The 22345-nt window shown below is 71.9% G+C and carries 24 protein-coding genes and 1 pseudogene; 10 read left to right on the top strand and 15 right to left on the bottom strand.

What is annotated here, in order from left to right; translation table 11 throughout:
• Position 1: 1 nt before the first annotated feature.
• The 6 genes from sbnB to asnB all read right to left on the bottom strand — a co-directional run bounded on the left by sbnB (position 2) and on the right by asnB (position 6845).
• Complete coding sequence (sbnB, locus tag OF819_RS07510) at positions 2–1009, bottom strand: 2,3-diaminopropionate biosynthesis protein SbnB (RefSeq protein WP_267242597.1); 1008 nt, start codon at positions 1007–1009, stop codon at positions 2–4.
• The gene (gene sbnA / locus OF819_RS07505; protein WP_323748905.1) at positions 1009–2364 is read right to left on the bottom strand and encodes a 2,3-diaminopropionate biosynthesis protein SbnA; all 1356 of its coding nucleotides are present in this window, start codon (positions 2362–2364) and stop codon (positions 1009–1011) included. Before sbnA ends, sbnB begins: the two co-directional genes overlap by 1 nt.
• A gap of 184 nt (positions 2365–2548) precedes the next feature.
• On the bottom strand, positions 2549–3151 hold the full coding sequence (locus tag OF819_RS07500) for an HPP family protein (protein ID WP_323748904.1): 603 nt from the start codon (positions 3149–3151) through the stop codon (positions 2549–2551).
• A gap of 122 nt (positions 3152–3273) precedes the next feature.
• A complete protein-coding gene (locus tag OF819_RS07495) occupies positions 3274–4044 on the bottom strand; it encodes an SDR family NAD(P)-dependent oxidoreductase (RefSeq protein WP_267242596.1) in 771 nt (256 codons plus the stop codon).
• A gap of 82 nt (positions 4045–4126) precedes the next feature.
• The gene (locus tag OF819_RS07490; protein WP_267242595.1) at positions 4127–4870 is read right to left on the bottom strand and encodes a DsbA family oxidoreductase; all 744 of its coding nucleotides are present in this window, start codon (positions 4868–4870) and stop codon (positions 4127–4129) included.
• 118 nt (positions 4871–4988) lie between these two features.
• The gene (asnB, locus tag OF819_RS07485) at positions 4989–6845 is read right to left on the bottom strand and encodes an asparagine synthase (glutamine-hydrolyzing) (protein WP_267242594.1); all 1857 of its coding nucleotides are present in this window, start codon (positions 6843–6845) and stop codon (positions 4989–4991) included.
• Between the two features lie 289 nt (positions 6846–7134).
• Here asnB and OF819_RS07480 point away from each other — a divergent pair, with 289 nt between their 5' ends.
• The 5 genes from OF819_RS07480 to OF819_RS07460 all read left to right on the top strand — a co-directional run bounded on the left by OF819_RS07480 (position 7135) and on the right by OF819_RS07460 (position 9999).
• Positions 7135–8145: a pirin family protein gene (locus OF819_RS07480; RefSeq protein ID WP_267242593.1), complete on the top strand. Its 1011-nt coding sequence runs from the start codon at positions 7135–7137 to the stop codon at positions 8143–8145.
• An 11-nt stretch (positions 8146–8156) separates the two neighbouring features.
• The gene (locus OF819_RS07475; protein WP_267242592.1) at positions 8157–9035 is read left to right on the top strand and encodes an MIP/aquaporin family protein; all 879 of its coding nucleotides are present in this window, start codon (positions 8157–8159) and stop codon (positions 9033–9035) included.
• A gap of 115 nt (positions 9036–9150) precedes the next feature.
• Positions 9151–9420 carry a hypothetical protein gene (locus OF819_RS07470; RefSeq protein ID WP_267242591.1) on the top strand — a complete coding sequence of 90 codons (270 nt, stop codon included), beginning with the start codon at positions 9151–9153 and terminating at the stop codon, positions 9418–9420.
• A gap of 34 nt (positions 9421–9454) precedes the next feature.
• Complete coding sequence (locus OF819_RS07465) at positions 9455–9733, top strand: hypothetical protein (RefSeq protein WP_267242590.1); 279 nt, start codon at positions 9455–9457, stop codon at positions 9731–9733.
• A 2-nt stretch (positions 9734–9735) separates the two neighbouring features.
• Entirely contained in the window at positions 9736–9999 is a 264-nt protein-coding gene (locus OF819_RS07460; RefSeq protein ID WP_267242589.1) for a hypothetical protein, read from the top strand.
• Between the two features lie 98 nt (positions 10000–10097).
• Here the strand turns inward: OF819_RS07460 and OF819_RS07455 are convergent, their stop codons facing one another.
• Positions 10098–11510, bottom strand: coding sequence for a pyridoxal phosphate-dependent decarboxylase family protein (locus tag OF819_RS07455; protein WP_267242588.1), 1413 nt, complete (start codon positions 11508–11510; stop codon positions 10098–10100).
• A 29-nt stretch (positions 11511–11539) separates the two neighbouring features.
• Between OF819_RS07455 and OF819_RS07450 the strand changes: the two genes are divergently transcribed.
• The 3 genes from OF819_RS07450 (at position 11540) to OF819_RS07440 (ending at position 15388) form a co-directional block, all read left to right on the top strand.
• Positions 11540–12421, top strand: a complete 882-nt coding sequence (locus tag OF819_RS07450; RefSeq protein ID WP_267242587.1) for a hypothetical protein — start codon at positions 11540–11542, stop codon at positions 12419–12421.
• 91 nt (positions 12422–12512) lie between these two features.
• Positions 12513–13904, top strand: a complete 1392-nt coding sequence (locus OF819_RS07445; RefSeq protein ID WP_267242586.1) for an ATP-grasp domain-containing protein — start codon at positions 12513–12515, stop codon at positions 13902–13904.
• Entirely contained in the window at positions 13901–15388 is a 1488-nt protein-coding gene (locus tag OF819_RS07440) for a pyridoxal phosphate-dependent decarboxylase family protein (protein WP_267242585.1), read from the top strand. The genes OF819_RS07445 and OF819_RS07440 overlap by 4 nt, the downstream gene beginning before the upstream one ends.
• A 27-nt stretch (positions 15389–15415) precedes the next feature.
• On the opposite strand, the gene OF819_RS07435 is transcribed toward OF819_RS07440, so the two are convergent.
• The 3 genes from OF819_RS07435 to OF819_RS07425 all read right to left on the bottom strand — a co-directional run bounded on the left by OF819_RS07435 (position 15416) and on the right by OF819_RS07425 (position 17922).
• Positions 15416–16357 carry a TauD/TfdA dioxygenase family protein gene (locus OF819_RS07435; protein ID WP_267242584.1) on the bottom strand — a complete coding sequence of 314 codons (942 nt, stop codon included), beginning with the start codon at positions 16355–16357 and terminating at the stop codon, positions 15416–15418.
• A 478-nt stretch (positions 16358–16835) separates the two neighbouring features.
• Positions 16836–17054 (bottom strand): DUF397 domain-containing protein, encoded by a 219-nt coding sequence (locus OF819_RS07430; protein ID WP_267242583.1) that lies wholly within the window; start codon positions 17052–17054, stop codon positions 16836–16838.
• Positions 17047–17922: a helix-turn-helix domain-containing protein gene (locus tag OF819_RS07425; RefSeq protein WP_267242582.1), complete on the bottom strand. Its 876-nt coding sequence runs from the start codon at positions 17920–17922 to the stop codon at positions 17047–17049. Before OF819_RS07425 ends, OF819_RS07430 begins: the two co-directional genes overlap by 8 nt.
• A 295-nt stretch (positions 17923–18217) precedes the next feature.
• Between OF819_RS07425 and OF819_RS07420 the strand changes: the two genes are divergently transcribed.
• Together OF819_RS07420 and OF819_RS07415 are read left to right on the top strand one after the other, a co-directional pair.
• Positions 18218–18439, top strand: a complete 222-nt coding sequence (locus OF819_RS07420) for a hypothetical protein (protein WP_267242581.1) — start codon at positions 18218–18220, stop codon at positions 18437–18439.
• Positions 18436–18792: a DUF6415 family natural product biosynthesis protein gene (locus tag OF819_RS07415; protein WP_267242580.1), complete on the top strand. Its 357-nt coding sequence runs from the start codon at positions 18436–18438 to the stop codon at positions 18790–18792. The genes OF819_RS07420 and OF819_RS07415 overlap by 4 nt, the downstream gene beginning before the upstream one ends.
• Positions 18793–19145: 353 nt before the next feature.
• On the opposite strand, the gene OF819_RS07410 is transcribed toward OF819_RS07415, so the two are convergent.
• The 5 genes and pseudogenes from OF819_RS07410 to OF819_RS07390 all read right to left on the bottom strand — a co-directional run.
• A complete protein-coding gene (locus OF819_RS07410; RefSeq protein WP_267242579.1) occupies positions 19146–19478 on the bottom strand; it encodes a hypothetical protein in 333 nt (110 codons plus the stop codon).
• Positions 19479–19568: 90 nt separating this feature from the next.
• A complete protein-coding gene (locus OF819_RS07405; RefSeq protein WP_267242578.1) occupies positions 19569–20057 on the bottom strand; it encodes a hypothetical protein in 489 nt (162 codons plus the stop codon).
• Positions 20058–20303: 246 nt separating this feature from the next.
• On the bottom strand, positions 20304–21371 hold the full coding sequence (locus OF819_RS07400; protein ID WP_267242577.1) for a DUF6081 family protein: 1068 nt from the start codon (positions 21369–21371) through the stop codon (positions 20304–20306).
• A gap of 100 nt (positions 21372–21471) precedes the next feature.
• Positions 21472–22092: an NAD(P)H:quinone oxidoreductase gene (wrbA, locus tag OF819_RS07395; RefSeq protein WP_267242576.1), complete on the bottom strand. Its 621-nt coding sequence runs from the start codon at positions 22090–22092 to the stop codon at positions 21472–21474.
• A gap of 114 nt (positions 22093–22206) precedes the next feature.
• A pseudogene (locus tag OF819_RS07390) lies at positions 22207–22345 on the bottom strand (chorismate synthase); the annotation flags it as partial.

The following is a 22345-nucleotide window of genomic DNA, read 5'->3' as shown; positions in this document are numbered from 1 at the left end:
GTCACCACCGCCGGGTTTCGCCGAAGAAGTCCTCGACGTCCACCGCTTCGCCCGACTCGCGGGCGTGGCGCAGCACATGCACGCCGACCGCGAGATCGAGCACGCCGAGACCGAACGGCGAGAAGATCACCGGACGGCCGGGGTCGGGCTTCAGCTCGCCGCGCATCACCTCGGCGAGGGTGCCGGCGATGAAGTCCCGGTGTCCGTACTGCTGCTCGGCCAGATGCGGGGAGGTGTTCGCCGTCATGCAGTGGCCGATGTCGTCGAGGATGTTCTGCGCGTCCTTGATGATCTCGGGGGCGATGTCCCGCAGGGAGATGTTGAGCACCGTCTGCCCGGCGCTGAAGGTCCGCGGGTCCAGGATGTACGGCTCGCCCGCGGTGGTCGCCAGGACGATCAGGTCCGCGCCGTCCAGGGCGGAGCGCAGCCCGGCCTCGAAGCGGGCGGTGTGGCCCAGTTCACCGGTGATGTACTGCGTGAAGGCGGCCCCGTACTCCTCGCTGCGGTCGTGGACGACCACCTCGCCGAAGGACCACTCCTGCGCGGTGAAGAACTCCAGGATGTTACGGGCGATCACACCGGCGCCGACGACGGCGAGGCGGCGGGCACTGCGGCCGCCGGTCAGCTCCTCGGCCGCCAGCACGGCGGACGCGGCGGTGCGGGCCGCGCTGATCTGGGATGCCTCAAGGCAGGCGACGGGGTAGCCGGTGGCGTAGTCGTTGAGCAGCAGCGCGGCCGAAGCGCGCGGGACGCCGCTTTCGATGTTCGCGGGGAAGCTGCTGATCCACTTGATGCCGGCGACGTCGTGCTTGCCGCCGAGATAGGCGGGCAGGGCGATGATGCGGCTGTCCGGCTTGTCGGGAAAGCGCAGGAAGTAGCTGTTGGGATTCACCGAGTCGCCGGCGTGATGGGTCAGATATGTCTCACGGACCTCCCGGACGATCTGCTGCCGGGTGCGGCCGATGATGTCACGCGCGGCTGTGCCGCCGACGACGCTGAACTCGAACATCAGGTGCCTTTCGGGGAGTTCGCGGAAGAGGTGGAAGGGGCGGAAGCGGCGGAAGGAGCGGAAGGAGCGGCGGCGGACGGCGTCGCGCCCGCCAGCACGGGCGGCTCGCCCTGGCCGCGGTGCCGGCCCCCCGCGGTGGCCGGCACCCGGCCCCGGTCGCTGTCCCGGTCATGGCCGTGGCCCTGGCCCTGGACGTCTGGGCCGCCGTCGAGTGGCGGGCCGCCGGCCCCAAGGTGTCCGCCGTCGCCCGACGCGCCGCCGGACCCGCCGGACCCGCCGGACCCGCCGGACCCGCCGGACCCGCCGGACCCGCCGGACCCGCCGGGCCGGTCGAGCCCGTTGAGGTCGCCGAGCCCGCCGGGCTGGTCGAGCCCATCGAGGTCGCCGAGGTCGCCGAGGTCGCCGAGCCGGTCGAGGTCGCCGAACCGCTCGAAGACCCACAGGTCGTCATAGACCGTGCTGAGATAGCGGTCCCCCAGGTCCGGGGAGATCGCCACGACCCGCGCCCCGGCCGGGATCTCCTCGCGCTGCCGCTCCACGGCCGCCAGCACCGTGCCCGTCGAGCCGCCGACCGCGAGCCCCCGCTCGGCGGTGATCCGGCGGCACATCCGTATCGCGTCGGCCTCCGGCACCTGGACGAACGCGTCTGCCAGCCGCCGATCGAAGATCTCCGGCCGGCGGCTGGCGCCAAGACCCGGTATATGCCGCTTGCCGGGCGGGGTGCCGAAGGTCACCGACCCCACGGAGTCGACGGCCACGATCCGGGTGCCGGGCGAGTGCTTGCGGAAGTACCGGGCGCAGCCCATGAGCGTGCCGGTGGTGCCCGCGCCGACGAAGAGGCAGTCGACCCCGTTCACCTGCCGGGCGATGGCGGCGGCGGTGCGCTCGTAGTGGGCGCGCGGATTGGCCGGGTTGGCGTACTGGTTGGGCCAGACCAGCGCGGGGTCGTCGCGCAGCCGCCGGTGGATGTAGTCGATGCGGGTCTGCAGATAGCCGCCGTTGGCGTCGCGCTCGCGCACGATCACCGCCTGCGCGCCGTACGCCTCCATCAGCGCGATGCTCTGCCGCGGGGTGTTGGGGTCGACGACGCAGGTGAAGCGGTAGCCGCGGGCCGCGCACACCGAGCTGAGCGCGATGCCGAGGTTGCCGGAGGAGGACTCGATGACCGATCCTCCGGGGCGGAGCAGCCCGCGCTGTTCCGCGTCGTCCAGCAGTCCGACCGCCGCCTTCAGTTTGATCGAGCCCGCCGGGTTGAGGCCCTCGATCTTCAGCAGCAGTTCGACGCCGGGGATGAACCCGTCGAGGTCCAGGAAGATGTCGTCCAGGACGACGTCATGGGCGTACCGGTAGATCACGGGGTGTCTCCTCCGTGCTGTCGATGTGCGTGTCCATGCGGGACCCCTGGGGTGCTCGGCGGCCTTGGCGGCCTCGGTGGCCCCACGCGGTTTCACGCGGTTTCACGCGGTTTCACGCGGCCTCGGCGGCCTCACGCGGCGGCGAACGGCGCACGGGAGGCCCGCCCCCTGCGGGGGCGGCGGGTCACCACCAGTAGGTCGGGTAGCGCGGGGTGCGTCCGGTGCGCCCGGCGATCACGCCGAACAGCACCAGCACCGCCGTGGCGAGGGCGAGCAGCGGCAGGAACGTAAGCGCGGACGGCTCGGTGACGACCACGATCACGGCCGTCGCGGCCGCTGGTGAGTGGGGGGTGCGGGCGAGCATCATCACGCCGAGGGCGAGGCCGCCGGCGACGGCGCTGCCCCAGACCGTGCTGCCGGACGCGGCGAGCACCGCGAATCCGGTGAGCGCGGAGAGCAGCTGGCCGCCGATGACGCTGCGCGGCTGGGAGAGCGGCAGCGCTGGCGCGCCGTAGACGAGCGCGGCGCTGGCGGCCAGCGGCGGGACCAGCAGCACCTGGTCCATCGCCTCGCCCAGGGCGACCAGGGCCACCAGGGCGAGGACGGAGAACGCGGCGCCGACGGCGATGGCCGCCGGGGCGGGGCGGGCGGGGGCCTTACTGGCGAACCGTCCGCCCCGCGGCGCGTCGGGAGAGGGAGCCGCGGGAGCCGCAGGAGCCGCCGCGGCCGTCTCGGCTGACGTGGCCGTCTCGGCTGTCGTGGCCGTCGTGGAGGCATTGTTTGTCATGGCCTGGACGCTATTGTGGCCTGACATCCGGTACGTAGCCGCAATCGCCAACTCTGTCAGGTTCTCGGCGCTTCCAGCCGGCACGTCCGCACCCCCTCTTCAACGGCCTTGCGCGCGCAGCCTCAGGCGGCGGAGCGCTTGTCGAGGACGAGATCGTGCCCGACGACGAACGCGGCCTCGTCCGAGCAGAGCCAGACGACGGTGTCGGCCACCTCCTCGGTGCTCGCGCCCCGCCCCAGCGGTGTCACGGGGGAGGGGCTGGGATCGATGACGGCGGGACTCGGCTCATGCGCCGGGCCGGGGCTGATGGCATTGATCCGGATGCCCTTGGGGGCGTACTCATTGGCGGCTGTGCGGGTCAGCGTGGACAGCGCGGCCTTGGACGCGGCGTATGCGCCCATGCCGGTCAGCTTGCCGGTGGTGGCCATGTTGCAGGCGGTGTTGACGATCACGCCGCTGCCGTTGCGCTCCATATGGGCCAGCTCGTGCTTCATCGCCATCCACACGCCGGTGAGGTTGGCCGCCAGCGTCTCGGCCCAGACCGTCTCGCAGATGTCGGCGACGTTGCGGTTCGGCCCGGTGACGGTGGCGTTGTTGAAGGCGATGTCGATCGTGCCGTAACGCTCCTCGGCGGCCCGGACCATGGCGCGGGCGGCCGCCGAGCCGCCGTCGGTCAGATCCACGGTGACATGGTCCGCCTCGCCGCCCGCGTCGAGGATCAGCTTCACGGTGCCGCCGAGGTCCTCGGACTCGGGGCCGGCGAGCATGACGGAAGCGCCCTCCTGGGCGAAAGCCAGCGCGGTGGCCCGGCAGATGCCGTCGCCGGCTCCGGCGACGAGGGCGACCTTGCCGGCGAACCGCTGCTTCGGCGGCCGTATCGATCGTGCCGACATAGAACTACCTCTTCTTCTCTGAAGTGCTGCCAAGTTCCATGGGGATGAGGATGAGGATGGGGATCGGATGGCGAGTGATGCCTTATGCCCCGGCGATGCGGCCGGCGGCGGCGCTCAGCTTGTCGAGCAGCTCGTCTGCCCAGTCCGTGTCGTACGCGTGCAGCCGCGGCAGCCCGCCCTTGTTCGGGTCGCCCGTCCACTCGAAGCGCGCGCCCGGGTTGTGCGCGGCATAGCCGTCGGCGGTGAAGAAGTGCGGGCTGCCCTGGATGTCCGGGCCCTGCGCCGTACGCCACTGCTCGTACACCTCGGCACGCCCGGCCCCGCGGGCCAGCGCCGCCTGAAGCGCCCCGGCGTCGACGTGCGCGCACTCCTCGGCGATGTCCAGGATCACCGAGTGGACGCTGATGCACCGGCTCTCGGCGTAGAAGGCCCGGCGCAGCGCACGGTCCAGCTCGCCGCTCGCCCGCAGCCCGCCGACCGCCGGGTCCTTGGCGGCCTGCACCGCCTCCAGCGCGGGCAGGGTGGTGACGGGGTACTCGGACTCCTTGCCCTGCCACAGCCGCCAGCCCAGCTCCGGGCGGCAGGCGGCGATCACGATCACTTCGGGGTCGACGATGAACTTCGGGGTGGGCTGGCGGTTGAACAGCTCCAGCGGGAAGGCGTGATGGTCGAGCAGCAGCGTCTGCCCGCGCCGTTCGGCCGCGGCGTGCAGGGTGTGCAGCGCGAGGCTGGCCCAGGGGCAGCCGATGTCCGACCAGACGGTGAGCACGGGAACGTTGTCATTGCCGCTGTCACGGCCGCTGTCATTGCCGGAAGGGCCCGTCATTTCGTCATCTCCTCAAGAAGGCTGGTGGAAAAGGAGCGCGCGCCCGGCCGCCCGGAGGAGGGCGGCCGGGCGTTCGCAGAGTGCGCGTCGCCTGTGGTTCGCCGGTGGCCCGCCCCGTCTACAGCTCGACCCGGACGCCGTAGGAGGCGACCCAGGCGTTGAACTCGATCAGCCGCTCCAGCACGGCGCGGGCGCTCCAGGGGCCGCCGATGTTGTACGAGCCCTCGGGCACGTCCAGCAGCCGGCGGACCTCCTCCTCCGACACGATCTGCAGCACCGGCGCACCCTCGGTGAGCAGCGCCTCCACCCGCTCCCGCAGGGCGAGTTCGTACTTCCTGTCCTGGGTGGAGGGGTACGGGTTCTTCTTGCGGTCCAGCACCGAGTCCGGCAGCACACCCCGCATGGCGGCGCGCAGCAGGCTCTTCTCCCGGCCGTCGAAGGTCTTCATCGCCCACGGCGTGTTGTAGACGTACTCGACGAGCCGGTGGTCGGTGAACGGCACCCGCACCTCAAGGCTGACGGCCATGCTGATGCGGTCCTTGCGGTCCAGCAGGAAGTTCTCCCAGCGGGTGAGGTTGAGATACGTGACCTCACGCATCCGCGCCTCCAGGCCGCTCTCGCCGTCCAGCCGCGGCACCTCCTCCAGCGCCTGGGAGTAGCGCTCCTTGACGTACTCGTCGAGACCCAGCCGGTCCCACAGCCCGACGGTGCGCAGCGCGCCGATGCCGCCGGCCTTCTCGAACGGGTGGTGCCAGGGGAAGGAGCCGTTCTCCACGGCCTCCTTGTCGTGGAACCAGGTGTAGCCGCCGAACAGCTCGTCCGCTGCCTCGCCGGACAGCGCGACCGTCATCCGCTCCTTCAGCGCCCGGCACAGGATGAGCAGCGAGTACTCCATGTCGCCGGTGGACACCGGCAGGTCCTGGGCGCGCAGCACCGTGTCGCGGACCTCGTCGTCGAGGATGTCGGCGTTGTCCAGCTCGACGATGATGTGCTCGGCGCCGACGTGCTTCGCCACCTCCACCGCGAACGGGGTGTCGGGGTCCTCCCACTGGACGTTGGACTCAAAGCGCTCCTCATGGCCCTTGAAGTCCACGGAGAACGCCCGGATGGGCTGCTCCACACCCTGCTTGGCCAGCGCCTTCGCGGCCAGCGCGGTCACCGCGCTGGAGTCCAGGCCGCCGGAGAGCAGGGTGCCGACGGTGACGTCCGCGACGAGCTGCCGCTCGACGATGTCCTCCAGCAGCTCGCGGACATGGGCCACCGTCGCGTCGAGGCCGTCGGTGTGCGGGCGGGCCGCCAGCTCCCAGTACTTCCGGGTGCTGATCAGCCCCTCGCGGCCGAAGCGCATCACGGTCGCGGGCAGCACCTCGTGCATGCCGCGGAACACCGCGTGCCCCGGGGTCTTCACAATGCTGAAGATCTCCCGCAGGCCCTCGGCGTCGACGACGGCCTCGGCGTCCTCGTGGGCCAGGATGCCCTTCGGCTCGGAGGCGAACAGCAGGCCGCCGTCCGCGGTCGGGTAGTAGTACAGCGGCTTGACGCCCATCCGGTCGCGGACCAGCAGCAGCTCCTCGGTGCGCGGGTCCCAGATGGCGAAGGCGTAGATGCCGTTGAGGCGCTCCGCGAAGTGCTCGCCCCACTCGACGTAGGCGCGCAGCACGACCTCCGTGTCGGACGTCGTACGGAAGCGGTGGCCGAGACCCTCAAGCTCCTCGCGCAGCTCGCGGAAGTTGTAGACCTCACCCGTGTAGGTGATGACCGGCAGCGAGTCGTCCTCGGCGGCCGCCATCGGCTGCTTGCCGCCTTCGAGGTCGATGATCGCGAGCCGGCGGTGCCCGAGGATCGCGTGGGGCGAGGTCCACAGCCCCCAGGCGTCCGGGCCCCGGCATTCCATGGTGTGGGTCATGGCCGCCGCCATGTCCTCGTACGCGGTCAGATCGCGCTGGTGGTTAACCCATCCGGCAAGGCCGCACATGTGTCACCGGTTCCTCTCGATAGGGCCGTGGGGCGTGGGACGTGGAACGACGTTCGAAGTCCGAGCAGGCCGGCCGCGCTGGCCGGGTCGATCTCGGCCGGTTCCGGGCAACTTTCCGGCCATCGCGACAGAGGGGTCCATGGCGCTGGGCGCACTTCGTCAAGTGGGCCGGACTTCCTGAAGTCGCCGTATGTGACGGACACCTGACGAAGTGTCCGGGCGGCCCTTGCCCGTCGCGGCGCGCGGCCCGCACTGTTCCTGCGCGTACACCGAGAGGGAAGGACGTGTCATGCCCGCCGTCACCGTCGCCGTCGATGAACTGCTCCTGCTGAAGCGGGTGCGCCGCCCGGACCCCGCGCTGACCGCCGAGCGGCGGGTGCGGGGCGTCATCACCGCGGAGCCCGGCTTCGAGGGGGCAGGCTTCCCCATCCGCCGCGCCTTCCCCGGGCCGATCGCGCCCCGGCACACCGACCCGTTCCTGATGCTCGACCACGTGGGGGCCGTCGACTACGCCCCCGGCGACGCCAAGGGCGCGCCCTGGCATCCGCACCGCGGCTTCGAGACCGTCAGCTATGTCCTGGACGGCGCGGTGGCGCACCAGGACTCCAACGGCGGCGGCGGGATCATCGAGGGCGGCGACACCCAGTGGATGACGGCGGGGTCCGGCATCCTGCATGACGAGATGCCCACCGAGGAGATGCTCGCCCGCGGCGGCGTCATGCACTCCTTCCAGCTGTGGGTCAACCTCCCGGCCGCCGACAAGTGGAACCCGCCCCGCTACCAGGACATCCGCGGCGACAAGCTGACCCTGCTCAGCTCCGCGGACGGCGGCGCGCTGATCCGGCTGATCGCGGGCGGGCTGGACGGCCACCAGGGGCCGGGCGCGACCGCCACCCCCATCACGCTCATCCACGCCACCCTCAGCCCCGGCGCCCGCCTCGAACTGCCCTGGCCCGCTGGCTTCAACGCCCTCGCGTACGCCTTCGGCGGCCAGGGCACGGCGGGCCCGGAGAACCGCGGGCTGCGCGAGGGCCAGCTCGCCCTGTTCGGCGAGGAGGGCGGCGCGCTCAGCGTGACCGCCGCCGCGCGGCAGGAGGGCCCGGCGGACGACTTCGACGTGCTGATCTTCGGCGGTCGGCCGATCCGCGAACCGATCGCCCGGTACGGGCCGTTCGTGATGAACACCCGCGACGAGATCGCCCAGGCGGTCGAGGACTACCGCGCGGGCCGTCTCGGCACGGTCCCGGCGGAGCATGCGGACGTGCCGCACGGCAGCGGCAGCACGCCGGCGGCGGACTGAGGGGGGACCCCATGACACCCGACACGCGGGAAACCCGCCGCGCTCCCCGCCGTACGAAACCCAGCACGCCCGCCGCCGGGCCCGCCTCCGCGCGCGCCACCGGGCCGGCCGCCGCGCCCGACACACCTGAGACGCGGCCTCTGCGCCTTCGCACGGCCCTGTACGAGTGCGCACTCACGACAGGAACACTCTTCGCCGTGGTGACCGCGGCCCGCTGGATGGGCCTCCCCGACTCACCGCTCGCCTCCGTGCTGTCCACCCCGGAGAGCCGCCTGGCGGCGATGGCGCTGATGGTCGGCATGATCGTCACCGCGGTCCTCGGCCCGGCCATGCGCCGCGGCACCGCGGGCCACCTCAACCCGGCGGTCACCCTGGCTCTCTGGCTGCTGCGCGTCTTCCCCGGCCGCGCCGTCGCCCCCTTCGTAGCCGCCCAGCTGACCGGCTCCCTGGCAGGCGTGGCCCTGGCCCGCCTGGTGTGGGGCGACCCCGCCACCCGGGTCGGCTACGCGGCGCTGGCGCCGTCCCCGGACTGGGGCACTGGCGCGGTGTTCCTCGCGGAGGCGGGCTGTATGACGGCCATCATGCTGATCGTCGCGATCGCCATCGCGCGCCCGCGCCTGGCAGGCTTCCTCCCCCTTCTGATCGGCGCCTCGGTCGCCGCGGTCATCTACTGCTTCGGCCCCCTCTCGGGCGGCGGCGTCAACCCGGCCCGCCAGCTGGGCCCGGCCCTGCTGTCCGGCCGTACGGACCTGCTGTGGCTGTATCTGACCGCGCCGGTCGCAGGCGCGCTGCTGGCGGCGGGCATCTCGGCGGCGCTGCGGCCGCCGGGGACACACGGGACCCCGGAAGCCGCGCCGGCGTCGCCGGCGGCCGACGTGCCCGTGCGATGAGATCCGGCCTCTGACGTTCGGACAATCGGCTGTGCCGATGGCCGTGTCTTCTTATCGGCGGCCTCCGTTGATCCCACGGAAATGATCCTCGGAGTGACTGGAGACAGGAAACGTGATGGGCGTGCGAAAGCAGGCGGCGCTGGCCGTGTGCGCCGGGCTGCTGGCGGCAGGCGCCGCCGCCGGGTCGGCGAACGCGGACAGCAACGACAATCTGGCCGACCCCCCGATGGTGTGCGGATCGGCGCCGCTGTCGCTGACCGGCGAGTCCCGGCCGTGTGTCACCGAACAGCTGGTCAGGCAGCGCATCGTGAAGCACGACACGACAAGCGCGGACATCGTCGACTTCGCCGATGTGATCACCCCGCTCGACATCCCGCTGGGCTGACCGGACCGCCCCTTCTCTTCCTGGAGTTCGCTCAATGCGTACGCGTGAATTCCCGCGTCTGGGTCTGGCGGCGGCCGTGGCCGCCGCCGTGCTCGGGTCGCTGGGCGCCGCCGGCACGGCCGTCGCCGACACCAACATCAACGTCCACAGCCCGTCGATGGCATGCGGGACCGGCTCGCTGTCCCACAGCAGCACCACCAGTCCCTGTGTGGCACGTCAGGGCGTCGAGCAGGAGGTCATGAAGTCCCGCACGCAGGACACGGACCTGATCAACCGGCTCGACGTCGCGGTTCCCGCACTGGTGGGAGGGTGACGGTGCGCGCATCGTTCCGTGGGGCAGCGGTCTCACTCACAACTGCCGCTGTCGCCGCTCTGGCCGGGGCCGTCCCGGCGGCCGCCGATACCAATCAGGTCGAGCAGCGGCCGCTGATGCTCTGCAACATCGTGCTGCTCTCCCCCGGCGCCCAGGTGGGCGACGGCTGTCAGGCCCTTCAGCTCAGCGAACAGGGCATCGTCAAGCAGGGCAGCGTCAGCAGCGGGCTTATCGACTACGTCGGCGTCCGCCCGGCCGGGCTGTGACCGGGCCCTTCCCGCCCCTCCAGTCCCGCCCGAAGCCGCCCGCCTTCCCGGCGGGCGGCTTCGGGCTGAGGGGAGCGGGCCCGGCCGCCCCTGCGGGCTCAGCGCGCTGGGGCGGCGCAGCGGCGAACGACAGCCCACGCCCGGCGCACGCTCGCCTCGTCCGCGTACGGGGAGCCCAGCGCGGCGCGCAGCACGGGCCGGCCGTCCACCTCGGCCGGTGTGCACAGCAGCCCGGGCTCCTCAGACAGCCGCTGTGTCAGCTCCCGGGTCCGCTCGTCGGAGTCGCATCGGAAGACCACAAGGCCCAGGTCGTGGGCGACGAGCCGGAAACCAGGCTCGTCCGCGACCAGCCGCGCCAGCGAGGCAGCCAGGCCGATGTCATGGCGGATGGCGCTGCGCAGCCCTTCGAGCCCATGGGCGCGCAGCACGTACCAGAGCTTCAGCGCGCGCATCGGGCGGCCGAGCGGGATCTGCCAGTCCTTGAAGTCGACGACCGCGTCCGAGGCCGGGCCGGCGGTGCGCAGATAGGTCGGGGCGGCGCCCAGGGCGTCGGTCAGGGCGTGCCGGTCGGCGACCCACAGGACATCGCACGGAGTGCCGGTGCGCATCCACTTGTGGGCGTTGACGGCGTACGAATCGGCGTACTCCAGGCCCGCGTTGACACGGCGGTGCTCCGGGCAGAGCGCCGCGCTGCCCGCGTAGGCGGCGTCCACATGCAGCCAGACGCCGCGCTCCGCGCAGACCGCGCCGATCTCAGGAACCGGATCATGGGCGCATGTGGCGGTGGTGCCGACGGTCGCCACGACGGCGGCGGGCGTCAGCCCCGAGCCCCGGTCGGCGTCGAGCCGCTCGGCGAGGGCGGCCGGGTCCATGGTGTGCGTGCCGGGCAGCACCGGGACCGGGACCGGCTCGCCGACTCCGGCGATCCGGGCGGCCTTGGGCACACAGACGTTGGCCGCGGCGGAACAGTAGACCCGGTGGCGGCCCTCGGTGCCATGGCTGCGCCAGCGCCCCCCGGACGCCCGGTTCGCCCCGGCGGCCAGGCCCACCAGGACGCCGGACGACGCGGAGTCCAGGATCACGCCCCCGCCGCGGCCCGACGCGTGCGTGAAGCGCTCCGGAAGCGCCAGAGCGCGGGCGAGCCAGTCGCACATCCGCTGCTCCAGCTCGGTGGCCGCCGGAGAGGTCGACCACATCATGCACTGCACCCCCAGCCCCGCCGTGACCAGCTCGGCCAGCACCGAGGCGGGCGAGTTGCCGGTGGGGAAGTAGCCGAGGAAACCGGGATGCTGCCAGTGCGTCAGCTGCGGCACGATCGTGCGCCAGGTGTCGTCCAGGATCGCCGCCAGCTCCTCGCCCTGCTCGGGCGCCGTCAGCGGCAGCTCCTTGAGCGTCGTGCCGGGGGCGCCCGGCGGGGTCACCGGGAGTTCGGCGGCGGCGAGTGCCCGCCAGTGCGCGGCCAGCCGTTCGGCCGCCTCGGCGGCGGCCGCCGGGAAGGGTTCGCTGTTCATGGGGAGACGCTAGGGACACGGGTCCGCTCATGACCGGTCAAGAACATATGATCACTCATACGGGCCCTCTGTGGCTTCCTCCGCCCGAACTGCTGCCCGCGCGCCTCGCCGAACTGAGCGACGCCGCCGCACGGCCGGGCCCCACCCCCCGAGGCCCGGCCGTACGGCCGCCCGACGGCCGGGACGCCGACTACGACGCCTACTTCGGTATCGCCCGCACCTCCCGTGCACCGGCGTACACACTCGTCCACGCGCTCAGAGCGAGCGCCGCCGACGTGCTGAGCCGGTCCGGGCAGACGGGCGAACAGGCGCTCAGGGCCGCGCTGGCGGCATGCGGCGTGACCGCGCCCCCGCCGCCCGGCGCACGGAGTGACGCACCGCTGGCGCGGTGGCGGTCCGGCCACCGGCTGTTCTTCACGCTCACCCAGGCCGCCGTGGTAGCCCTGCGCGACGCCACCGCGGAGGGCGCCCGCCGCCACCCCTTCCCGGCGGGAACACGGGCGGCGGCGGAGCTGCTGCGCGCCTGCGCCGTCGCGATGCAACTCACCGCCTCCTTCACGCCTGTCGACTACGAGACGCTGGTCCGCCCCTCGATGACGACCGGCGATCGCACGGAGGACGGCTTCTCCGGCCTGTGGTCCGCCGATCACCGGGCGCTGGTAGACGAGTTGCGCCGCTGGGGTTCCGCACATGCGCGCACCTGCCCTGCGGGGTGCCCGTCCCAGCGGGAGCTGAGCGCCTCCCTGGACCGGGTCCACTCCGCCCATCACGGCGTGTGCGCCCGCTTCGTCGGCCGCGGTCCCTCCCTGCTGGGCGGCCACGACGACGCCCTCGCCACCCTTACGCGGCTGACAGCCGCCCGCCGCCGGCTGCTGCGCCCGCGCGCCCCGGCGGAGGGCCCGCGCATATGACGCCCCCACGTATGACGCCCGCTGCCGCCCACCTCCCCGCGAAAGGCCCCCCTCTGTGTCATCCGATGTCTCTGCCGATATGCCCGCCGGTGTGTCTGCCGGTGTACGTGCCGGACTGTCCGCCCCCGCACCGGCCGCACCGGCCCGCGCCGCCACTCTTGAGGGCGTGCCCGCCGGCGAAGGACTGGCCGCGCTCGGCGAACTCGTCGACGAGGTGGTGTTCCTGGACCGCTCCGCGTTCCTGCCCGCCTCCTTCCGGCCCGCCGTCGACTGGCTGCGCCACGAACCGGTCTCCCCGCTGCTGACGGCGCATTCCGCGCTGCCCGCGGCACGCTCCGCCGAGACGCCGGGGCAGCCGTCGCGTACCGGCGCAGCGGAGCCGCGGCGCATGGCCGTGGCGTTCGCGCCCGAACACGGCGACCACGCCCGCGTATGGGCACGGAGGAACCGCTGCCGGCTGCTCGCCGCCCCGGCCGGGATCACCGAGCGGGCCGCAGACAAGATCGACTCGCTGGCGCTGCTGGCCGAAGCGGGCGTTCCGGTGGCCGAGCACGTCCTCGTTCCGGCCGCGGACCGCCGGCCTGCCGCCGCGTACTGGCCCGGCCACTGGGAACAGGCGGTGCTGCAACGCCGGGAGAACAACCTCATCGGCCGCGGCACCGTCCTGGTCACCGGCCCCGGACAGCTTGCCGAGGCACTCGACTGCCGACCGGGCCACCGGCTCAGACTCAGCCGGTTCATGCCGGGCCTCTCGCTCACCGTCAGCGCATGCGCCGGCGGCGACCGCACGGTCGTGTCGGCCGTCTCCCACCAGCTGGTCGGGCTGCCCGAGCTGACCCCGGGGTGGGGCACTCACTGCGGCAACCAGCTTCTCGGACCGGCCGATCTGCCAGGACCGCTGTACGCCGACGCCCGGGAGACCGCACGCGCGGTCGGCGAGGTGCTGCGCGGCCACGGGTTCCGCGGGGTGTTCGGCCTCGACCTGCTCAGCGACGGCGAAGGGCCGCCGCTGGTCGTGGAGATCAACCCCCGATTCCAGACGGTCGTCTCCCTGGTCCAGTCCGCCGAGGCCGCGGCTGGTCTGCTGCCGTCACTCGGGCTGCACATCCTGGCCTGTCTGCTGCCCGCGCTGCCGCCCGTACGCGAGTCCGCGCAGCCGACGCCTCCGCTCAGCCAGCTCGTCGTGCACGCGCCCCGGCCAGGCCGGGTGACCGCTCTTCCCCGGCCGGGCCGCTACCGGCTGGGCGCGGACGGCGCCCTGCACGGCCCGAGCGCCGGTGCGCCCCCGTCCCTGCCCGAACTCGCCGCCGACGCCGCGCTGCTCTGGCCGCACGCCGACCCGGGACCTGTCCAGGCCGGTGATGAACTGGTCCTCGTACAGACCGCGGAGCGGCTGTGCCCCCTCGCGGCGCGTCCCGCCCTCGGCCCCCGCGCCCGGGCGTGGACGCGGCGGATCCACACGCTCGCAGGTGACCCCGCGTGAACCAGCCGTCAGCTCAAGGCAGCGACGCGGCCCCCTATCGCGAGGGAGAACTCGCGCTGTCCGCCGACCGGATGCGTCAGACCGGCCACCGCGCGGTCGACCTGGTCGTCGAACGTCTCCAGGACGCCGCCCGGCATCCGCCGCACGCCGTCGCCTCCCCGGCCGACCTCGCCGGTCTGCTGCACGAGCCGCTGCCCGAGCAGGGCGCTGACCTGACCGCCCTGCTGGAGCATCTCGCCCGGGACGTGCTGCCGCTGGGCATCCGCTTCGACCACCCGCGCTGCTTCGCGTTCGTGCCCACCACCGGCAACTACCCGGCCGTCCTGGCCGACCTGCTGTCCAGCGCCTTCCTCAGCGTGCCTGGCGCCTGGCTGGTCGGCTCCGGCCCCACCCGCGTCGAGCTGACCGCCGTGGCCTGGCTGCGCGAACTGCTGGGCCTGCCCGACGGCTGGGGCGGGCTGTTCGTCAGCGGCGGGTCCGTCGCCAACCTCACCGCCCTCGCCGCCGCACGTGACCACCGCCTCGCGGGCGTCCTCGCCGACGCCCGCCTCTACTGCTCCACCCAGGCCCATCCCTCCATCGCCCGCGCCGCCCATCTCCTGGGCCTCGACCGCTCCCAGCTCACCGCTCTCGAACCGGACCGCGCCCAGCGTCTCGACCCGCGCGCCCTCGCCGCACGCCTCGAAGCCGACCTCGCCGCCGGACTGCGGCCCTTCGCCGTCGTCGCCACCCTCGGCACCACCGGCACCGGGGCGATCGACCCCCTCGCCGAACTGGCCGGCATCTGCCGCCGCCACCGGCTGTGGCTGCATGCCGACGGCGCACACGGGGCCGCCGTCGCCCTCACCGACCGCGGCCGCGAGCTCCGCCGGGCCCTCGGCCTGGCCGACTCCCTCACCATCGACCCGCACAAGTGGCTCTTCCAGCCGTACGAAACCGGTTGTGTGCTGGTACGCGACCCCGAACTGCTCAAACACACCTTCCGCATGGCCCGCCACCACCTCGACACGGGCTACCTCCACCCGGCCGAGGCGCAGGGCGACCAGATCAACCTCGACGACTACGGCCCCCAGCAGTCCCGCGGCCTGCGCGCGCTGAAACTCTGGCTGTCGCTCAAGACCTTCGGCGCCGCCGCCTTCCGCCGCGCCGTCGAACACGGCCTCCGCCTCAGCGACCACGCGGCGGCCCGGATCGCCGCGCACTCCGAACTGTCCCTGGTCACCGCCCCCAGCGTGGGCATCCTCACCTTCCGCTACCGGCCGCCGGGAACCATCGACCCCCGCACCCTGGACGAGCTCCAGCACACGGTCAGCCGCGCCGTCTGCGCGACCGGCGAGGCCATGCTTCTGACGACCCGCGTCCACGGCCGCCCCGTGCTGCGCATGTGCACGATCAATCCGGCCACCGGACCCGCCGACATCGACGCGACGCTCGACCTGGTCCTGGCCGCGGGACGATCCGCCTCCAGGGCGTCGGAGGACTGAAGCCCTCCCCTGGCAACCGGCAGGCCGTCAGAACGGCCGGTCGCCGGCGATGGCGACGCGTTCGGCGACGCGGCGGTGCGCGCCGTAGTCGTTCACCGCGTAGTGCTGGGTGGCGCGGTTGTCCCAGAAGGCGACGTCTCCAGGCTGCCAGCGGAACCGCACCTGGTACTCCGGGACATGCGCCTGCTGGAACAGGTACCGCAGCAGCCGGTCGCTCTCCTCGCGCTCCATGCCCGTGATCCGGGTGGTGAAAGACGTGTTGACGAACAGCATCCGCCGTCCCGTCTCCGGGTGGGTGCGCACCACCGGGTGCTCCACGGGCGGAAAGACGTCCTGCAGCGGGGCGAGCCGCTCGGGCCCGCAGAAGCGGGCGAACCCGGGGATGAAGTCATGGACGGCCCGCGCGCCGTCGATCCGGCCCTTCACCTCCTGCGGGAGATTGTCGTACGCGGCGGCCATGTCCGCCCACATCGTGTCCCCGCCGAACGGCGGCACCTCGCGCAGCTGAAGCACCGCGCCGAGCGCCGGACGCTCACGGAAGGTGACATCGGCGTGCCACACGTTCTCGAAGGTCGGCACGGCCCCGCTGCCCTTGTCGAAGCGGACGATGTCCTCGCTGGAGCCGCTGGCCAGCAGCGGATTGGTCTCCAGCTCCCCCCAGTTGCGGGCGAACGCCCGCTGCTGCGCCGAGGTGAGGTGCTGCGCGCGGAAGAAGAGCACCTTCCACTCCAGCAGCGCCCGGTTCAGCTCCTCCCGCAGCGCGTCCCCGAGCGGACGCCCCAGATCCACGCCCCGCACCTCGGCCCCGATCGTGCACCCCTGCGGCACCACCTCGAACAGCTCGTACGGCCGCTCCTGCCACCCCTCGGGCAGCCGCCGCAGCGTACGCGGCCCTTCGTACATCCCGCCGTCGGGCACGCGCGCGCGGCGCAGCGGCGCGGTCGGCGGTCCGGCATTGATGACGGTCATGTGGAGTCTCTCCTGCTTCGCGTTGTCTGGGGTCGGACGACGGACGGTGTGAGACGCGTGCCCTCAAGCACCGTGAACGAAGGACTCCGGAGACATACTGCTCCGACCGATCCGGTCATGGATTGGAGTGACCGGCACAACCCGACCCGCGGCGCCCATCGAGCACACGTCCCGACGGCAACCCAGCTAGCGCCCCGAGCGCTCGCACCCATCCCGATCCGGGACGCGCAGAGGCCCCGTCGTGGTGTCGAAGCGGCATTCGGTCATGGCGATGATTGTGTGAGCCGGGGTTTGTCCTGTCAACCGAGCCATGAACGGGTCCGGTAGGCATGCTGGCCGCACGGACGGGAGCCGTCTCGCTGTGCGCCCGAGAGCCTGAAGCGTATGGGCCTGGGCAGCAGGCCGGGCATCTCGGGTGTCGCTAGCCGTGCAGCCAGGCGCGGGGCCGTGGGTCGGATCAACTCGACGAGTGCCGCATTCAGCTGTCGAGGTGACCTTCGCGGACGCCGTCGAGGAAAGAGCGGAATGCGGCGGTCGGCAGCAGCAGAGCCGGGCCGCCGGGGACCTTGGAGTCGCGTATGGCGAAGGCGTGGGTCAGGTGGGCGACCTCGACGCAGTTGAGGCCGGCATCGCTGTACGAAGACTTGACCCATGCGACGTTGCGATCACGGGCTACGGGTATGTGGGTGTCAGTCATGAGAAATCTCTCGTGATAGCCGGTGCAGGAACTTCGGAGTTTCCTCGGTGGGCAATGCGGATCTCGACAGGGCGTCGAACTGCCTGCGGAACGCGCCGACCTCGCGGGGCTTGTCCGTCATCGCGACGCTCATCCATGGCACGTCGGTCTGGACGGCCGTGGGCATTGACTCGCCCAGGTTCAGGATGGCGAAGTTGTCCGCAGAGAGGTAGCCGCGCACCGTCTGGGGGAGAATCTGCACGGTCACATGGTCGAGGGCCGCGAAGTCGGCGATCTCGTTGTACTGCGCGCGCATCACCTCTGCGTCCCCGACGATGTAGCGAAGGGCCGGTTCGTAGAGGATCACCCACAGCTTCAAGGGGTTCTCCGTGCGGGTGAGGGCCTCCTTCCGCTGCATGCGGAGCCGCACATTGTGCTCGCTGAACTCCGTTGTGTACTCCTTGATGGGCTTGCCGTACTCGTGGATCGCCGTCGCATACGCCTCCGTCTGCAGCAGGCCGTAGACGAGGGTGGGGTGATACGCCCGGATCTCCTTGGCCGCCGACTCGACTCCAAGGAACCGCGGCATACCTGAGGACAGGTGTCCCGTGTAGTTCATCCACCACTCCTGGCTGGACGCCTCACGCTGTAGCGCCAGGAGCGCTTCGACTTCGTCCTCGTCGGTGACGTCGTACAGCGACAGGAGCTTCCTCAGCTCCTCCGCTCTGCGGAAGCTCTGGAGACCGGTCTCGACCCGCTGAAGCTTGGTGTCGCTGATGCGCAGATGCCGGGCCGCCTCCTCGATGGTCAGCCCGCACTCCTTGCGGAACTGGCGCAGCTGGTGGCCCAGCTCGATGCGTCGTGCGGTCGGTCGGTGGGGTGGTGCCATGTGCCTGCCCTTCCGGCTGAACTGCCCGGACCTTGTGCCGATGCGACCAGCATGGCAGTCAAGTGACTGCTGAATCAGGCGATTTACCTGCGGTGGCATGTACCAATTTTCCTACGCCGAGTGATTCGACGCGGATTCTCTTGCAGGCCTTTCGAGCGCCACGGCACCGTGGGAACAACAGACCCCGGCGGCCGCTGACACGGCCCCGGGGCGTGGCCGACTGCGAAGGAGTCGACGTGCATTGCCTACCACAGGCGATGGCCTGGCTGAGGGCCCGGATGGGAGGCGTGCGGCGATGACGTACACGCCGAAGCGAGGCGACTTGGTGCGCGACCGTCATCACGGCTGGGTCGGCAGGGTGCTTGGACCGACCGGAGAGTACGTACATGTGCGCGCCCTCGGCGGCGGGCTGGAGTGGGGTGCGAAGCCGGAGCATCTGTCCCCCGCGGACCAGTCCGAGGCGATGTCCTCCGCCGTGACCGTGGCCAACGCCCGTTCCCGCGGGGAGGCGGTGTGACGGGGCCGCCGGCTGAAGCGCTGCTCGACGCCGAGGGCATGCGGGCCACGGCGGAGCCGATGCTCGCTCCGGACGCGGAGTTCCCCGTCCGCGATGCCCTCAAGGAGTTGATCCTGCTGTACCGGGGCAACCTGGAGCTGCTGATTCCCGCGGTGGAGAAGTCCGCGTTCAGTCTGCCCAGAGGGCACGATGCCCGGTTCTACGCGCTGCACGGCGCCGGTGAGGCCCGACGGAAGCTGGACCACGCCCCCGGCCGGGACGTGCCCCGGCTCGCCGCGCACGCCGAGCGGCTGGCCCGCTCGGTCGTCTGCCTCCTCAACCACCTGACGTATCTGGAAGAAGCCAGGCCGTGAGGCGGCGGACGACCGTCTCGAATGTGCCCCGAGTCCCCGTGATGGAGCCTGGTGGCAGCTGTCGGCGCGCGGTTGGCACCGCATCGGTCAAACCGAGCCGGACCGCGGCGACATGCGCCTCTGTTTCGCGCGGACACGCTCGTCGCCGCGGCGGAGACCTGCTGCCAGGACTGCGCGACGAACGAGTGTCACAGCAGGTGCGGCGGTGGCACGACGAGGACTACAGCGAGAAGTCGCGGCCTCATCCGGGGAAGCGTCGCCTGGTCTCGAACCATCCGCCGGAGGGGAGCGTATGGCGGCGAGCCGTACCGGGGGTGGGGTCGCCTCGTACTCCCACACCCAGCGGTCGTCGGTCACCCGGCAGCCCCGCCGGCGGTACGGAGCCCTGCCTCATTGGCGGCAGCGTTGCGGATACGGCTGATCTCGGCGGCGATGTCACGGGCCTCGCCTGGGTCGGTGACCGCTCCGGCGGGGGACTCCAGCATGTGGAGTCGAGCGGCGGTCTCCGGGGGCCGGGCGATGGCCACCTCGACGGCCCATGCCTCCGTGAAGGCGCGGAGGGGAACCGCGGAGACCTCGGCGCGGTCGCGGGCGGTGCTGGCCGCGCGGTCGCGGTCGAAGTCGGCCAGCAGATGCGGCGGCCTGCCGCGGCCTACTGACGACTCCGCCGGAACGTCGTGCCGCAACGTGCCGTGACAGCCGAAGCCGCCGTGTCGTGGGCCGGCATGGCCGCCCGGCCGCGGCCGCTGTGAGGGCCGGAAAGGACGGGACAACCGCTAGCGCCCGCTTCCCTGCGCACCGCGGCTGCGGCGGGTGATGAGCAGATTGGCGAGCGCGATCAGCAGCGTGGCGAGCAGCGCGGGCAGCCAGGGTGCGTGTACGTGCAGCCCGGGAGTGAACGACGCGGTGAGCAGCATCCCCAGGAACGTCGACGCCATGGATGCGACGGCGTCGAGTGCCTCTGCGGTGCGCTGAGAGGGGCGCGCGCTGCGCGTCAGGAGGCGCAGGGGGGACAGGCACAGTGAGGCCACCAGGCTGTACGGGACCAGCAGGAGCGCTGCCCACAGCCAGGGCATCAGTCCGTCTGTCTCAATGAGCCTGCTGGACGCGACGGCGACGGTCAGACCCAGGGCCAACAGGGCGAGGAGCAGGGCCGTGAGGACTCCGAGGCTGAGTCCGGCCAGACCGAAGGCGGCCAGAGCCTTCTCTCGGAGCGAAAGCTGGGTCCACGGGACGTCGTCTTCTAAGCGGCGGTCGTCGTACAAGCTAATCCTTTGTCGCATGCGCTGTGCATGGATGCCCGGTGTCGAGTCGGCGTGCGGTGGGTGGTGGCATGGTGCTTCGGCTCGGAGAGGCCCCCGCGGGGAGACCGCATTGGCGGCTTTCGGCACGGATGTCTGTGAGTACCGTAACAACAGGTCACCAGCGCACAGCAGCCCGGGAACAGTGCTGCGCATGCCGTATGAGCGCCGCCGTCAGCCTGTGCGGCGGGCCGCGATGCCGGATTTCCGTCAGCTCGGCAGGGACGAGACGCCGACCCGCCTGACGTTCAGCTCTGCGCCCTGGCCCCACAGGCGGTTTTCCGGGCGGCTGTGGTCGTCGGCGAAGCACTGGCGGTGGGGGGCGCCGCGGTCCGGGTCGAAGTAGAAGGCTTCGTGGTCGCTCAGGCGGACCAGGCCGCCGCCGAGGGTGCGGGGGCCGGGTTCTTCGGCGTCGAGGAGGGTGAAGGTGCCGAGCGCGCAAGCGAGTTGGCGGGGGGCGGCGGTTTCGGGGGCGCCGCCGTGGTCGAGGATGAGGTGGGCGCGGTCGGCGGGGAGGTGGCCGATGCGGTCGACGCGGAAGACCTCGCGGGCGTCGACCGTCCAGGTGACCGTGCCGGCCGTGCGGTCGTAGGAGATGGCCAGGTCGTGGGTCTGCCATGGGTGGCGGTCGGCGACCGGGAGGGCGTAGGAGAAGGCCGCGTATGTCGCGCCGGGGGAGTGCAGACGCTCGTAAAAGGCGTAGATGCGGCCGTTGGTGATGAAGAAGTCGAAGACCATGCTGGTCTCGAAGTCGATCAGGGACAGCCCGCCGGCGGCGAGGCGCAGGTCCGTCTGCGGGTTGCGGGCGAAGAAGCCGAAGGGGTGCTGTTCGGTGCCGTGGGTGCGGACGGACAGGGTGGTCGAGCAGGTCAGCACCTGGCCGGGGACGGCGTCGAAGCCCTTGAAGCCCGCCGAGGAGGTGTGGTCGGCGACCGCGTACCACTTGAGGTGGTCGTACGCGCCCGCGCCGCCGTCGCCCTCCTGGGCGGTCGTGGAGACGAAGGCGGGCGCGCCGGTGCGGGGGTTCAGCCCGGTCGGCACCACCCGCAGCCCGGCGGCCGAGGTCGTTGCGATGCCGTCACCGTCGGGGAGCGAACCGGTCGGGGTGAGCGTCCACTTGGCGTCCGGGCCGGCAGTGGTGAAACCCGAGCGGAAGTCGTCCCAGACGAGGTCGTAGCCGGGGGAGTCGGCGGCGTGCGACGGCGCGGCGGGGATCGTCGCGGCGGCGGCCGCCGCGCCCATGGCAGCGGCGCCGCGCAGAAGCGTTCTGCGGTGCATCTGACTCGTCTCGCAATCTGGAAGTGGACGGTTGGAAAGGAGGAGGGGCCGGGGCCGTTGTGTCCGGCTCCGGCCCCTCCGCGTGACGCGGGCGTCCGACTCAGGCCGCCTCGAAACCCCGCTTCAGCGCGGACGCGATCTCCACCGCGCGGCGCGCCTGGAACTCGACCGCCGCCAGGTTGTCGTCGGCCACATTGCTCGGGTTGTTGCCGGAGACACTGCTCGCGCCGTACGGGTTGCCGTTGAGCTCGGAGAACTGGACCGGGTCGGCGAAGCCGGGCGGGACGATGATCGCGCCCCAGTGGTAGAAGGTGTTGTTCAGGGCCAGCACGGTCGACTCCTGGCCGCCGTGCTGGGTGGACGTCGAGACGAATGCCGACGCGACCTTGTTGACCAGCTTGCCCTGGAACCACAGTCCGCCGGTGGTGTCGATGAACTGCTTGAGCTGCGCGGCCGGCAGGCCGTAGCGGGTGGGCGTGCCGAAGAGCAGGACGTCCGCCCACTCCAGGTCGGCCAGGGTGGCCTCGGGGATGTCCTGGGTGGCGGCGGCGTGCGCGGCCCAGGGCTCGTTGGAGGCGACCACTGACGCGGGGGCCAGTTCGGCGACCTTGAGCAGGCGCACCTCGGCGGCTCCGGCCTTCTCCGCCGAGGCGGCCGCGGCCTTGGCCATCTCATAGACGTTTCCGGTGGAGGAGTAGTAGATGACTGCGACATTGGTCATGGCTGGCTGGCTCCCTCATCAGCGCGTGGAATGACCCTCACCTTGCGCGGTGCGGGCGATGGCGGACAATCGGCGGTCGCCGACTATGTCAACTGCGGTGTGTACGGGTCTGGTTCAGGTGTGCGGCAGGTTGTCGAGGCAGGACTGGACGTTGCGGCGGGTCTCGGTGACGCTGTCGCCGCCGAACTTCTCCGCCACCGCGTCGGCGAGCACCAGCGCGACCATCGCCTCGGCCACGATCCCGGCCGCCGGA

The sequence above is a fragment of the Streptomyces sp. PR69 genome, from assembly GCF_026420845.1.
Lineage (GTDB): Bacteria > Actinomycetota > Actinomycetes > Streptomycetales > Streptomycetaceae > Streptomyces.
The sequence above is the reverse complement of the archived record's forward strand: the minus strand, read 5'-3'. Positions and strand labels throughout refer to the sequence as shown.

Excerpts from the sequence above, each read along its gene's own strand:
- OF819_RS07480 (WP_267242593.1), top strand. The coding sequence starts at position 7,135 with ATGCCCGCCGTCACCGTCGCCGTCGATGAACTGCTCCTGCTGAAGCGG.
- OF819_RS07490 (WP_267242595.1), bottom strand. The coding sequence starts at position 4,870 with ATGACGGGCCCTTCCGGCAATGACAGCGGCCGTGACAGCGGCAATGAC.
- wrbA (WP_267242576.1), bottom strand. The coding sequence starts at position 22,092 with ATGACCAATGTCGCAGTCATCTACTACTCCTCCACCGGAAACGTCTAT.
- OF819_RS07465 (WP_267242590.1), top strand. The coding sequence starts at position 9,455 with ATGCGTACGCGTGAATTCCCGCGTCTGGGTCTGGCGGCGGCCGTGGCC.
- OF819_RS07500 (WP_323748904.1), bottom strand. The coding sequence starts at position 3,151 with ATGACAAACAATGCCTCCACGACGGCCACGACAGCCGAGACGGCCACG.
- OF819_RS07470 (WP_267242591.1), top strand. The coding sequence starts at position 9,151 with ATGGGCGTGCGAAAGCAGGCGGCGCTGGCCGTGTGCGCCGGGCTGCTG.
- OF819_RS07430 (WP_267242583.1), bottom strand. The coding sequence starts at position 17,054 with ATGACTGACACCCACATACCCGTAGCCCGTGATCGCAACGTCGCATGG.
- sbnB (WP_267242597.1), bottom strand. The coding sequence starts at position 1,009 with ATGTTCGAGTTCAGCGTCGTCGGCGGCACAGCCGCGCGTGACATCATC.
- OF819_RS07475 (WP_267242592.1), top strand. The coding sequence starts at position 8,157 with ATGACACCCGACACGCGGGAAACCCGCCGCGCTCCCCGCCGTACGAAA.
- OF819_RS07435 (WP_267242584.1), bottom strand. The coding sequence starts at position 16,357 with ATGACCGTCATCAATGCCGGACCGCCGACCGCGCCGCTGCGCCGCGCG.
- OF819_RS07455 (WP_267242588.1), bottom strand. The coding sequence starts at position 11,510 with ATGAACAGCGAACCCTTCCCGGCGGCCGCCGCCGAGGCGGCCGAACGG.
- OF819_RS07495 (WP_267242596.1), bottom strand. The coding sequence starts at position 4,044 with ATGTCGGCACGATCGATACGGCCGCCGAAGCAGCGGTTCGCCGGCAAG.
- OF819_RS07420 (WP_267242581.1), top strand. The coding sequence starts at position 18,218 with ATGACGTACACGCCGAAGCGAGGCGACTTGGTGCGCGACCGTCATCAC.
- OF819_RS07400 (WP_267242577.1), bottom strand. The coding sequence starts at position 21,371 with ATGCACCGCAGAACGCTTCTGCGCGGCGCCGCTGCCATGGGCGCGGCG.
- asnB (WP_267242594.1), bottom strand. The coding sequence starts at position 6,845 with ATGTGCGGCCTTGCCGGATGGGTTAACCACCAGCGCGATCTGACCGCG.
- OF819_RS07450 (WP_267242587.1), top strand. The coding sequence starts at position 11,540 with ATGACCGGTCAAGAACATATGATCACTCATACGGGCCCTCTGTGGCTT.
- OF819_RS07425 (WP_267242582.1), bottom strand. The coding sequence starts at position 17,922 with ATGGCACCACCCCACCGACCGACCGCACGACGCATCGAGCTGGGCCAC.